This is a genomic window from Anabaena azotica SJ-1, assembly GCF_047275885.1.
GTDB lineage: Bacteria > Cyanobacteriota > Cyanobacteriia > Cyanobacteriales > Nostocaceae > Trichormus_B > Trichormus_B azotica_A.
The window spans coordinates 370640-382897 of record NZ_CP178454.1; the positions used below are offsets into that span (position 1 = coordinate 370640).

Here is a 12258-nt window from a genome sequence, read left to right on the forward strand (position 1 = left end):
CCAAATTCCCCACCTCAATGTATTGGGTAGGGATGAATTATAATCTGTAGAGGCTCTCCTGGCAGAGTCTCTACATTTCCGTTTAATTAAACTTTTGAAATATTTAAATGACGGTTGCGTTTCCACCAAGAAAAACCCAAGAAAGTTCCAGCAAAAACAGCGATACCTAAATTAGAGGAAAAGTCAAAGGGAACAGCAGTTGCTTCACCAAAATACTCTACTGTAATATCTGCACTCGCAAGTGTAGAAATATTGGTTCTCACATTACCACCCCCACCAGCAATCAAGGTAATAATGGAGGTGTAAGGTGAAAGGCTGAAAGTACCTGTCCCTAAAAATCCTTGGATATCTGTAGAATTAGTAAACGTGAATGCTGTGCTATTGGAGATACTAAAAGGTCCAAAGTTGAGTGGGTTATTGGGTGCTGCTGCTGTGTAACGCTGAGAGCCGATGATTGTATTTGAATCAATAGCAGATATTGTAGTACCTAAAGCAGCCGGACCACTCGCAACCTCCATATCATATAGATCTACTATGGTTCTTACTGTAAAAGTTTGAGCTTGGGCGGCAATATTGGTGACAGTCCCTGAACTCGCGAGGCTGGCATTGAGAGTAACACGCACCTCAGTGACTGTTTCTCCTGTTTGCGGGTTATATCTACTGAGCGTTAATAGCGGAGAGCCATCAAGCTCGGTTATTGCATTACTAAACGAGTCATTGGTACTAAATAGGGGAGTTAATGCTTGGGCTTTGGTAGGGGATATAATCCCAGAAGTCAGAGATACTGAAGCTGCTATTCCAGCTATGTAAGCTAATTTATTTACTTTACACCTGAGATTCATCTTTTTTTACGGTAGAGAGTTCAATTCAAAAATGGTATTATATTTAACTATTACTGGTTATTTTAAAATTGTCTTCAATCACCACGCAACTTTACTAAAACTTTAATAAATACAATACAATACTCAATTTTTAATAATGAACATCCTACGAAGTAAGAAATTGGGTTCTACCTGTGGTTAATCAATTTTGCTTATCTCGATTTTTAGAAAATTTCTGGACTTGGCAAGTTTTGCAATAAGTAGCCTCTATTCTCAATATTATTGACACTATTCTCAATTATTTAACGAAGTTTGGCTTTTTCAGCCATTGATATTGACATTGTTCTGACTTTTTGGTATTTTTGATTAAAATCCCAAGGGATTGATATATAGTTTTTATGTCTTCTTTCATGCAGAGATGCAAAGTAAGAAAAATTTAACATTTACAAAACATACCTAAAAGAAAAACCTGATGATCAAAAATATTGGGTTAACAGAGAGCAAAACTACTGCTTGAGCAAGTATCACATTAGAGCAGTTTTTCAGATTTCCTTATATTGAAGAATCACCTTCTTAGGAACATATTCATGGAGAAACAATTCATGTTCCTAACCAGCGAGATATTTTAATTTGTCAGCCTAATTTTTTACCAAATTTATTAACAGTAAAAGATGTTTTACCTGTGTTGAAAAATTTTAATTTTACTATCACTGTTGAGGAAGTTTTTGCTTATTGCAAAGGAAAGATTCATATTGATTTAATGCAAAGGCGCAAAGAAAGATATGATTTATGAGTTAGAATAAATTGACATTGAAACTGTAAGGAGTGGAAATGATGTTGTTGGAATTAAAGCGCATTCATGTACCACCAGGACAAAAGGTTTTATTGGAAAATGTCACCTGGACAGAATTAGAAGCAATTCTTGAAGAATTGGGAGAACATCGTGCAGCACGAATTGCTTATGATCGGGGAATTTTAGAAATTATGTCTCCTTTATCAGAACATGAAGACGATAAGGAAATTATTAGCGATTTAGTAAAGGCATTATTAGAAGAATTGGATATTGAGTTTATATGTCTTGGTTCTACGACATTTAAAAATCAATTCATGGAAAAAGGGATAGAACCTGATCAATGTTTTTATATTCAAAATGAGGCTGTTATTCGTGGTAAGAAACAGTTAGATTTAACTATTGATCCTCCTCCAGATTTAGCTTTAGAAATTGATATTACTTCCCGCACTCATCCAAATATTTATCAAGCTTTGCAAGTTCCTGAGTTGTGGAGGTTTGAAAATGGAAAGTTGCAAATTAATGTTTTAGTAGATGGTAATTATGTGGTGTCTCAGTCAAGTTTGAATTTTCCCAGTTTACCTTTAATTGATGTGATTCTTCAATTTTTGGAAAGGAGTAGAACTGCTGGGAGAAATGCAACTATTAAGAGTTTTAGAAATTGGGTAAGAGAACAGTTATAATTTCAGAATAATTTTCTCACGCAAAGACGCAGAGGCGCAAAGAGAAGAAAGAGAAATTTTTAGACAAAAATATACTAGGATGATAAATAAGCATCTGACTTTGGGAATACTGAAATTATGCAGTTAGTAAAGTCAGATTTAAAAAATGGATTTGGTGAATTTAAAACAAACAGGTACAGGTTGGGAATTTGTAACTGAAGCTGATTTAGAAGATTTTGTTTGGGCTAATTTAAAGCAACTTTTAGGACTAACCCCCCTCAAACGCCAGTATTTTGTTAATGGGCAATATTGTGATATTTTAGCATTGCGGGAAAATCAGCAGTTAGTAGTGCTAGAATTGAAAAATGTGGAAGATAGATATATTGTTCAACAGCTAACTCGATACTATCACGCGCTACAGGAAGAAAAACCTTTTGCAGATGAGGTTGACTATCAAAAACCAATCGAATTGATAGCAATTACACCTAATTTTAATCGGGATAATTTTACAGATAGAATTTATAATCATCTCGCTATTAGATTTTTTGAATTTTCTGTTTTAGCCGATGGTATTAGCTATTTTTTAGATTTGAAAGATTTAGATAATCACCAGTTTTTTAAAATTAAGATTCCCTATCAGCAGCAAAATAGTAATGAAAATGTACCCCAACCACCAAGAGCATTAATTAATAGACTAGAAAACTGTTCTTCTGAACAAAAAGCAGGTATATTGAGTATTCGCAAAAAGATTCTCAGTTTTGATAAGCGGATGCAAGAAATATCTTCTACTGTTGGTGTCAAATATGGAAACGGTAATAGCAAAAATAGTAAATTTTGTGCTGAAATTTATTTTGATAGTAAAGGGATTCCTTTTTTATTCTTATGGCTGGGATTAAAAAATAATACTAGTGAACGAATTGGGAGAGCAAGAATTTGGACAGATTGGTATGAAAAGGCTTTATTAGAGGGTTATGTAAATAGTGGAATAGGTTCTAAATTAACTTTATATAAAAAGACTATGGGTAGAAGAGTAGAAATTATGAATAAATTGTCAGATAGAGATAAAAGCCTAAATTACAGCAACTTTCATAAACATACAAGTCAATTTTGTAAAGATAGAAACAGAATAAGTAGGAAATTCGATAATTCTGAACCTTTAACTTATGAAGAAACAAAGTTGCTAGAAATTGATGCAAATAAGTTTATTATTATGGTTGGTGGTAGCAAACTTCGTGTATATAACTTTGGAAACTATGAATCCTTAGAACAATTAGTTAATTTAGCTTTAGAAAAATGGTTAAAAAGAATATAAAACAAGTATTGCTGCATCTGCATAGGTTTGTTCAAAAAACCAACAAAAAACCTAACTTTAATATTTCCAACACTTACGAAAAATTTCTCTAAAACTCTCCTTACTTTCGTGTCCTTTGCGGTTCATTCTGTATTTAATTTCGCGCAAAGAAAGAAATTGAAACTTTACCTTATGAATAAACTTGAGGTAAATAATCATCATCTAACAACTGTCCCAAACTATAAGGGCATTTTTCCGGTAAAATAGTTAGGCTGGTTTTATTCTCCACAAAATCAACCGCACTTTGATAGATATTCTCTAAATCATCCTCTAACTTATTCCTTAAATTCGTAGTCAGATGATTATTTACATCATACCGAAAAGTCTTAATCTCCCCTATCCAATGACGATGGTTTATTTCATATTCTACCTGCCAAAATTGCAGTAATAACAAATGAATGATGATTTGTCTCAACAGACTTTTAACTTTCGCTAAATCTCTTTTTCCCAAACTAATTAATTCCTCTATTAAATTTTCTATATCTAGTTGGTTGAACTGTTTGTGTTTTAACAATTCTATAGTTTCTTCTAACCATAAATTTTCATCACTCTCATAGAGTTGCTTTAAGTTTGTAGTAATTGTCATATTTCTACCTTTTCATTTCAATTAAGTTGACACTTTATCTAATTATCAACAATCTCCAAATCAGCCACAATCCCAAAATGATCTGAAGGATAAAGATAACGGTTATTCTCTGCTGGTTGATTAAAAATTACTCGACAGTTTTTGACCTGTAAATGTTGATTAATAAAAATATAATCTAAAGTTCCCTTCCACCGCTTCCAAGTCTTATTAAAAATTAAAGTTCTCCAAAATTGTCTAAATCGTTTTTTCCAACTAATTTGATCTAACATTGTCGGACAAGTATATTCTGGTTCAGTTCCATGAAATACTTGATATGCTGATTGATATTTCTCCTTCATTAATTTAATTCCTGATGTTTCAGGAGTACCATTAAAATCTCCCACTGATATAATCGGCATTGTATCAGAAAATTCTGATAACCAATTTAACATCATTTGTATTTGTTTATTGCGTTTTTTGTGAGAACCGGGATACCAATAATAATGACCGTTGCAAATAACTATTGATTTATTATCATCTAACTTAACTTGTACATATTGAGCAATTCTTCCCTGATGTTCTAAATTGAGTGCGGCTGTTTTTTCGATAGGATAACGACTAAGAATAGCTAAACCAAATGGTAAATCGCTATTACATACTTCTTTAGGTACAGCTTTATAAATATGAGGAATATTTAATTGTTCTGCAATCCAAGCGGCTGTATCTTCTGATAAACTGACTTCTTGTAAAGCAACAATATCAGGATTTTCGGCTTTGATTCCGGCTATTAATAATTCTCGGCGTTGTGACCAATAATCCAGTTTAAAGAGAATATTGATTGTGATGATTTTCATGAGTTTATTTACAAAAGCGTTGTTTGTTATTTATGCGAACAATTAAGTTAAACTACTATGACAATCTACCATTAATTGGTAACTCTCTCAACTTCCTCCTTCAAAAGACTTATCCTGATTCTGCTATTAGTTCCTTAATCTCGTCTTGCTCATAAAAATAATCAGCCATGTCTGGATAAAATATATACTAATGAGAGGAATCTTGAATTTTCGTTCCATATTTTAATCATATAAGATAGTATTTATGAAGCGCAGAAAAATTATCTTGGTTTAAAAAAAGAATGGTGATAACAATATTAGCCACTCTGTTCCTAATTATGGAAGGGATAGCTGGAAAATCCGTATGATATTGTTTTTGAGTAATATGTTCAGATGCTGGGTGGTGGCTAGTATCAGACTTCGTACTTCCACCCGTCAACTTACACAAAATAATTTGCACCTTCTGGGAATTATTCTGTTCGTTATTATTAACATCATTTGGGGTACAACTTTTCCACTGATTGAAAAAACAGTAATTAGTCTTTCACCTAGTGTTTTAATTGCCACTAGATTTGTAGTAGCAGCATTATTTTTTAGTTTCAACTTGCGGCGGCTAAATGCCCTTTTATTACGCGATGGTATCATCTTAGGAATCTTATTTTTCGCCTATTTAGCCACTGAAACAATTGCTCTTGAAAGTATCCATGCTAACCAAGCATCATTTATTATTAGTCTGAGTGCAATTATAGTACCTCTAATAGGTTGGCTTTTGGGTCGTTACTTACCGTTGAAAACTTTCATTGCGGCTGGACTAGCTGTTGTTGGTATTGGTGTGATGTTTTGGGGAGAGGGAATATTAACAATTGGCCATTTGTTAATGCTAGGTGATGCCTTTCTTTATGCAGTTTATACTCTGATTCTAGAAAAAGTAGCATCCCGCCACCCATCGTTAGCTCTCACCAGTGTTCAATTATTTGTAATTGCGGTGATGGGATTAATCTGGAGTAATACGCAATTAGTTGAAGAATGGAAGATCATTAATGAAAATTGGGGCGTGATTCTTTATTTAGGGCTAGTTGCAACTGCTCTTGTGATCTGGCTGCAAACAATAGCTCAATGCTGGATAGGATCTGAAGAAGCAGCTTTACTTTACACACTAGAACCAATATTTACAGCCATATTTTCATATTGGTTACTTGGTGAACAGTTGGGGCTAAATGGGTTTATTGGCGCAGCTTTTGTATTATCTGCAATAGTTCTCAGTCAACAAAAATCCAAAAATTCCAAAGCGAATACAGTAGTTGATATCAGTAAAGCAACATTACCTGTTTTGGTTATCTCTGAGGAAAACCATAAAAAATTAACTAGGTTGGGATTGTTGGATGATCTAAGTTCATCCTAATTCCTATTTTTTAGGGTGGGTAATGAGTAACTCACCCTTAATTTTCTACTATCTGAATTCGGTTGATTTTTGATGTTTGTAATATAAATAGTAATATAAATAACTGTCATATTTTTATCTTCTACTTATATTCCTTAATTTAATCATCCAGAATTATAAAATTCTCAATGCTAACCTCCCAATACCTGTACATTTTAACTATTTGTAGGTTAAAAAAGAAACTATGTCCGCAAGACGAAAATAGCTATCCAGTGAAAAAAGCTGAAGAAACTAATAAAACTGGCTTTCTTCCCTTCTGCCTTCTGTCTCCTGAAATTTATGAAAATCACCAAAAACATTACTAATTGGCTAGAAACTCACATTTCATCTCCTACCTATGGCGGTTGGGTATTAACTGGTGTGGCTCTTTGTTATTTAGGTGCTGCTATCAATACGATGGCGGGCTGGTTATATGTAATTAGTGGGGTTTGTCTTGCTCTTTTGGGTGTATCGGTTTTTTTAGCACCGCGATCGCTCAAAAATCTAGTCGTCAAACGTTCTCCCATCCCACCAGTTACCGTTGGAGACGAACTCAGCATTGAAATAGAAATCTCTAATCCCACCCCAAAACCTGTAAATTTATTGCAAGTTGCCGATATCTTGCCTTTTATTTTAGGCAAACCAATTCAAAATCCTATTGATACCATCGAAGCAAAAAATAGTTACCGCTGGCAATACTACCACCATACCCAACGTCGGGGAGTATACAGATGGCAAACGGTAGAATTAGCTACAGGTGCGCCTTGGGGATTATTTTGGTGTCGTCGTCAACGAGAATGTAAAGCGATCGCCATAGTCTATCCCACAGTCTTACCCCTCACCAACTGCCCATTAGTAGATGAAATCGGCCAAGACGACAGTCAAAGAAACGATCCGCGAGGAAAACCCTTACAATTAGCAACATCAGGATTAGTGCGATCGCTTCGTCCCTATCGCATCGGTGATCCCACCCGTCTCATTCATTGGCGTACAAGCGCCAGATACGGAGAATTACGAGTCCGCGAATTAGAAATTATTACAGGAGGACAAGAAGTAATCATTGCCCTTGATAGTGCTGCCAAATGGGAAGAAGAACAATTTGAACAAGCCGTCACCGCAGCAGCATCATTGTATTTTTACGCACAAAAACAACAACTACAAGTTCAACTCTGGACAGCAGCCACAGGTTTAGTCAAAGGTGACATTACCATTCTCGAAACATTAGCAGCAACAAATCCCCTGGAAGAAGCCAATACACCAGCAGAAAACTATCCTTTAATTTGGCTCACCCAAAACCCCATCACCTTATCTGGCTTACCACTGGGAAGTCGTTGGGTTTTATGGGAGAATACAAATCTATCCTCAGAACAAGTCATAATCAACCGAGATTACCCCGGTATCATTCTGCAAAGTGAACAAGAATTACAACTCCAACTACAAAAACCATTAACTTCAGTCTAAAAGAACATTGAGGAGTCAGCATACAAAAGAAAGATAATATTTCTCCCCTGCTCCCCTGCTCCCCTGCTCCCCTGCTCCCCTGCCTCCCGCCTGTTGTACAATGCAAAGAAATATTTAAATTATCAACACCGATCCCATGATCAATTCAGAAGTTAACACAAAATCCAGTGATAAAAGCCTAGAGGCAATGCGGCATTTTTCCGAACAATACGCCAAACGGACTGGAACATACTTCTGTTCTGAACCTTCCGTCACAGCAGTTGTAATTGAAGGTTTAGCCAAACATAAAGATGACCTTGGTGCGCCCTTATGTCCCTGCCGTCACTATGAAGATAAAGAAGCAGAAGTCAGCGCAGCCTATTGGAACTGTCCTTGCGTACCCATGCGAGAACGCAAAGAATGTCACTGTATGCTATTTCTCACCAGTGACAACGAATTTGCTGGCGAAAAACAAGATATTTCTCTTGAAACCATCAAAGAAGTGCGGGACAGCATGGGATGAGTGAAAACCTACCCCAAGAGTTTTGGCAAGGAGTAGAACAGTTCAACACTGGACAGTTCTATGCTTGTCATGACACCCTAGAAGCTCTGTGGATTGAAGCAACTGAACCAGAAAAAAGTTTGTATCAAGGCATTCTGCAAATTGCTGTGGCCTTATATCATCTGAGTAATCGCAACCTACGAGGAGCAATGATTTTATTGGGAGAAGGTAGTAATCGTCTGCGTCGTTACCCAGACAATGATTGCGGCATCAACGTAGAAGAATTACTACTGGAGAGTGTGAAATTTTTAAAAGCACTCCAACAAACAGACCCAGAAAAAATTGTCAGTGGTGATTGGCATCAAACCGCAGCTTTGCCTTTACCCAGAATTTCCATTATTCAAGAATCGAAGTAAGATTACGTCCGGTTAATGATTGTCATTATGTGTAGGGATAGGGCATTGGGTATGGGAGGTCAATTAACAATCAACAACCCAAACATATATGATCATTGTTCCACCGGACTTGATATCACGAAACCTTCAGGTGCAAGAAACCGTCAAGCCTCCCAATCAGAATCCAAAGCAACTGCCAAGGTGGTTAAGACACTATACAAATGATCAAACTTAGACACAAACAGGCTTTTAACTCCGTCACCTGACATAACACTAAACAGATTGATTAGGACATCAATCAAAGGTGAAACTCAGACTACAAAAGTGTTTTACTCCTGACTCCTGCCTCCTGCCTTCTGCCTCCTGCCTCCTGCCTTCTGCCTCCTGCCTCCTGCCTTCTGCCTCCTGCCTCCTGCCTTCTGCCTCCTGCCTTCTGCCTTCTGCCTCCTGCTATATAACCTGAAATCTTCTATCACCAAAATTCTATGATACCTTTTTATCATTTGCCAAAATTACAAATGCACCGTCTAGGATTAGCGTTAATGCTGCCTGTAGCACTCCTGGGTGTGGTTTCCCTTCCCAGCCAAGAACCCACTGCCACAGCCCAATCAGCCGGGGGAAATCGCCCGCTAACTATTCGCTCTGATGTGCAAGAATATGATGCTAAAACTCAAGTAATCACCGCTCGCGGTAACGTGCAGATGTTGTATCCTGCTCGTCAATTACAAGCAACCGCAGCCCAAGCACAATACTTTAGCAAAGAAAGACGGATTGATTTCAGTGGCAACGTTTATATTTTGCAACAAGGTAATAATAGTATTAGGGCAGAAAAAGTCACTTATTTGATTGATGAAGGTCGATTTATAGCCTTACCCCAGTCCAATCGTCAGGTAGAATCTGTCTATATGGTGGATGACTCCAATGTCAATGGACAAACGGCTAAACCTGCCCCCAAAACACCAGCCCTTAAGCGATAAAATTAGCATTCCATACCACAAAAACGCGAATAGTGAAAATTGTTTTAGAAAATATTCACAAATCTTATGGTAAGCGAGTAATAGTCAATCGCGTTAACCTTTCTGTAGCTCAAGGTGAGATTGTCGGATTACTCGGTCCTAATGGGGCTGGTAAAACCACCACATTTTATATTGCCACAGGCTTAGAAAAACCCAATCAGGGTAGGGTGTGGTTGGATAATTTAGAAATTACAGGAATGCCAATGCACAGAAGAGCTAGACTGGGTATTGGCTATCTAGCACAGGAAGCAAGTGTTTTTCGTCAACTCTCAGTTATAGATAATATTCTCTTGGTACTGGAACAAACTAATGTGCCACGCAGAGAGTGGTCGAGACGGTTACATGATTTAATAAAAGAGTTTCGCTTAGAAAAAGTTGCCAATAGCAAAGGTATTCAACTTTCTGGAGGTGAAAGACGACGGACAGAATTAGCCAGGGCATTAGCAGCAGGAAGAGAAGGGCCAAAATTTCTATTTTTGGATGAACCATTTGCGGGAGTTGATCCCATAGCAGTTGCGGAAATTCAAGATATTGTGGGAAAATTGAGCGATCGCGGTATGGGCATTTTAATCACAGATCATAATGTCCGCGAAACCCTAGCCATTACAGATCGTGCCTACATCATGCGCGAAGGGCAAATACTCGCTTTTGGCATTGCTGAAGAACTTTATAATAACCCCCTTGTGCGACAATATTATTTAGGCGATAACTTTAACGCTTAAATCAACTCAGAGAATAAGAAAAAAGCCACAGAAAATTTTTTACAAATCATTTAACACTGCTATATTATTAGCATTGTTAATAACATCTTCTTTAATTGCTTATTTCTTTTTCAAGTATCAATAAATATAAATATGTTTAAATTTTCGTCATTAGCAACTTCAGTTAGGATCATAAATCATAAATACATTTATCAACATCCATTGCATCAAAGTTGACGATATCGGTTCTTCAGTACCTAATATGCAAAATCTAGGCGAAAAAATCTCATAAAGCCGACTATGTATAAGAAATGATGCATAATTTTGAACATTATTGTTCAATATTGCCTCCTTCCCCTGTTAAAAGTTCCCTGTTCCCTATTCCCTCTTAATAAACTGGTGATTTAGCATAACAAATACGGCAGAACCACCATATCTTACTTTTAAAGTAATACCAGTTTTAAAAAAATGCGATAGATTGAAACCTGGACACCCAGTTTTAATCCGCATATTTTTAAATGTGTATCCCTGACAGAAAAATTAGGCGTATTTTGAATTTGGCATTTTGAATTTTTATTATGACATATAAGCAGATTAAATCCTTCTACACACTCGGTTCACTGCTGCCTTTTTCCATCATGGATCGTTATTTGGCTATGCAGTTACTCCCACTTTTCTTATTCGGAGTTGGGGCATTTACTTCTGTAGTATTAGCCATTGATAGCTTATTTGAATTATTACGAAAAGTAGTAGAATCTGGACTACCAATAAATATTGCATTAAAAGTTTTTGTCTTAAAATTACCCTATGTAATGGTTTATTCCTTCCCTATGTCCACCTTACTAGCTACTTTGATGACTTACAGCAAGTTGTCTAGTGAAAGTGAACTAATTGCTTTACGGGGATGTGGAGTAAGTGTTTATCGCATGGTACTAACTGCTGTCTTATTAAGTAGTTTAGTCACAGGCATGACTTATATATTTAATGAACAAATTGCCCCAGCAGCCAATTATGAAGCAACTCGGACTCTAGAACAGGCACTTAAATCAGACAAACCATCATTTAAACAACAAAATATTTATTATCCTGAATATCGAGAAATTAAAGAAAAAGATGGTAGCACAACAAAAATACTTTCACGCTTATTTTATGCCGACCAATTTGATGGTAAGCAAATGCAAGGTTTAACAATCATTGATCGTTCTAGAGAAGGACTAAATCAGATTTTAGTTTCAGAATCTGCCCAGTGGAATGCTTCCCAAAAAGTTTGGGACTTTTACAACGGTACAATTTATTTAGTCGCTCCTGACCGTTCATATCGTAACATTTTACGGTTTGAACATCAACAATTGCAACTACCACGCACACCTTTAAATTTAGCAGAAAATAGCCGAGATTATGGGGAAATGAATATCTCTCAAGCCTTGCAACAACTAGAAGTAGAACGTCTAGCTGGAAATCCCCAAAAAATTAGAAAATTAGAAGTGCGAATTCAACAAAAAATCGCCTTTCCCTTTGTTTGTATCATTTTTGGATTAGTTGGTTCGGCAATGGGGACAATACCTCAACGTACTGGCAGAGGAACTAGTTTTGGAATTAGTGTCATAGTTATTTTTAGTTACTACTTATTATTATCAGTTTCTGGAGCTTTGGCACAGGCTGATATTCTCTCTCCCTTAATAGGTGCTTGGTTGCCTAATTTATTCGGTTTAGTAACAGGTCTATTTCTCTTAATGCGAGTTGCACAAAGGTGACAGGTGAA

Annotated in this window: 12 protein-coding genes; 9 read left to right on the forward strand and 3 right to left on the reverse strand. The window is 36.4% G+C overall.

Annotated elements, in window-relative coordinates; all coding sequences use genetic code 11:
• Window positions 1-86: 86 nt before the first annotated feature.
• Entirely contained in the window at window positions 87-842 is a 756-nt protein-coding gene (locus ACLLO5_RS01595; protein ID WP_413173750.1) for a choice-of-anchor E domain-containing protein, read from the reverse strand.
• Window positions 843-1655: 813 nt separating this feature from the next.
• Between ACLLO5_RS01595 and ACLLO5_RS01600 the strand changes: the two genes are divergently transcribed.
• Both ACLLO5_RS01600 and ACLLO5_RS01605 read left to right on the forward strand, forming a co-directional pair.
• Window positions 1656-2294 (forward strand): Uma2 family endonuclease, encoded by a 639-nt coding sequence (locus ACLLO5_RS01600; RefSeq protein WP_413175984.1) that lies wholly within the window; start codon window positions 1656-1658, stop codon window positions 2292-2294.
• Between the two features lie 145 nt (window positions 2295-2439).
• Window positions 2440-3585, forward strand: a complete 1146-nt coding sequence (locus tag ACLLO5_RS01605; RefSeq protein WP_413173751.1) for an endonuclease NucS domain-containing protein — start codon at window positions 2440-2442, stop codon at window positions 3583-3585.
• Window positions 3586-3754: 169 nt separating this feature from the next.
• Here the strand turns inward: ACLLO5_RS01605 and ACLLO5_RS01610 are convergent, their stop codons facing one another.
• A complete protein-coding gene (locus ACLLO5_RS01610; RefSeq protein ID WP_413173752.1) occupies window positions 3755-4210 on the reverse strand; it encodes a DUF29 domain-containing protein in 456 nt (151 codons plus the stop codon).
• A gap of 38 nt (window positions 4211-4248) precedes the next feature.
• Window positions 4249-5043 (reverse strand): endonuclease/exonuclease/phosphatase family protein, encoded by a 795-nt coding sequence (locus tag ACLLO5_RS01615; RefSeq protein WP_413173753.1) that lies wholly within the window; start codon window positions 5041-5043, stop codon window positions 4249-4251.
• Between the two features lie 364 nt (window positions 5044-5407).
• On the opposite strand from ACLLO5_RS01615, the gene ACLLO5_RS01620 reads away from it, so the two are divergent.
• From ACLLO5_RS01620 to ACLLO5_RS01650, 7 genes are all read left to right on the forward strand, one after another.
• A complete protein-coding gene (locus ACLLO5_RS01620; RefSeq protein ID WP_413173754.1) occupies window positions 5408-6424 on the forward strand; it encodes a DMT family transporter in 1017 nt (338 codons plus the stop codon).
• Between the two features lie 318 nt (window positions 6425-6742).
• A complete protein-coding gene (locus tag ACLLO5_RS01625; RefSeq protein WP_413173755.1) occupies window positions 6743-7903 on the forward strand; it encodes a DUF58 domain-containing protein in 1161 nt (386 codons plus the stop codon).
• 136 nt (window positions 7904-8039) lie between these two features.
• Complete coding sequence (locus ACLLO5_RS01630) at window positions 8040-8405, forward strand: ferredoxin thioredoxin reductase catalytic beta subunit (protein WP_413173756.1); 366 nt, start codon at window positions 8040-8042, stop codon at window positions 8403-8405.
• On the forward strand, window positions 8402-8800 hold the full coding sequence (locus tag ACLLO5_RS01635; protein WP_413173757.1) for a DUF309 domain-containing protein: 399 nt from the start codon (window positions 8402-8404) through the stop codon (window positions 8798-8800). Before ACLLO5_RS01630 ends, ACLLO5_RS01635 begins: the two co-directional genes overlap by 4 nt.
• A 464-nt stretch (window positions 8801-9264) precedes the next feature.
• Complete coding sequence (locus ACLLO5_RS01640; RefSeq protein ID WP_413173758.1) at window positions 9265-9756, forward strand: LptA/OstA family protein; 492 nt, start codon at window positions 9265-9267, stop codon at window positions 9754-9756.
• A 32-nt stretch (window positions 9757-9788) separates the two neighbouring features.
• Window positions 9789-10517 carry an LPS export ABC transporter ATP-binding protein gene (gene lptB / locus ACLLO5_RS01645; RefSeq protein WP_413173759.1) on the forward strand — a complete coding sequence of 243 codons (729 nt, stop codon included), beginning with the start codon at window positions 9789-9791 and terminating at the stop codon, window positions 10515-10517.
• A 617-nt stretch (window positions 10518-11134) separates the two neighbouring features.
• Window positions 11135-12250: an LptF/LptG family permease gene (locus ACLLO5_RS01650; protein ID WP_413175986.1), complete on the forward strand. Its 1116-nt coding sequence runs from the start codon at window positions 11135-11137 to the stop codon at window positions 12248-12250.
• Window positions 12251-12258 lie beyond the last annotated feature (8 nt).

Excerpts from the sequence above, each read along its gene's own strand:
- ACLLO5_RS01625 (WP_413173755.1), top strand. The coding sequence starts at position 6,743 with ATGAAAATCACCAAAAACATTACTAATTGGCTAGAAACTCACATTTCA.
- ACLLO5_RS01650 (WP_413175986.1), top strand. The coding sequence starts at position 11,135 with ATGGATCGTTATTTGGCTATGCAGTTACTCCCACTTTTCTTATTCGGA.
- ACLLO5_RS01595 (WP_413173750.1), bottom strand. The coding sequence starts at position 842 with ATGAATCTCAGGTGTAAAGTAAATAAATTAGCTTACATAGCTGGAATA.
- ACLLO5_RS01630 (WP_413173756.1), top strand. The coding sequence starts at position 8,040 with ATGATCAATTCAGAAGTTAACACAAAATCCAGTGATAAAAGCCTAGAG.
- ACLLO5_RS01620 (WP_413173754.1), top strand. The coding sequence starts at position 5,408 with ATGTTCAGATGCTGGGTGGTGGCTAGTATCAGACTTCGTACTTCCACC.
- ACLLO5_RS01605 (WP_413173751.1), top strand. The coding sequence starts at position 2,440 with ATGGATTTGGTGAATTTAAAACAAACAGGTACAGGTTGGGAATTTGTA.
- ACLLO5_RS01615 (WP_413173753.1), bottom strand. The coding sequence starts at position 5,043 with ATGAAAATCATCACAATCAATATTCTCTTTAAACTGGATTATTGGTCA.
- ACLLO5_RS01640 (WP_413173758.1), top strand. The coding sequence starts at position 9,265 with ATGATACCTTTTTATCATTTGCCAAAATTACAAATGCACCGTCTAGGA.
- ACLLO5_RS01635 (WP_413173757.1), top strand. The coding sequence starts at position 8,402 with ATGAGTGAAAACCTACCCCAAGAGTTTTGGCAAGGAGTAGAACAGTTC.
- ACLLO5_RS01600 (WP_413175984.1), top strand. The coding sequence starts at position 1,656 with ATGTTGTTGGAATTAAAGCGCATTCATGTACCACCAGGACAAAAGGTT.
- ACLLO5_RS01610 (WP_413173752.1), bottom strand. The coding sequence starts at position 4,210 with ATGACAATTACTACAAACTTAAAGCAACTCTATGAGAGTGATGAAAAT.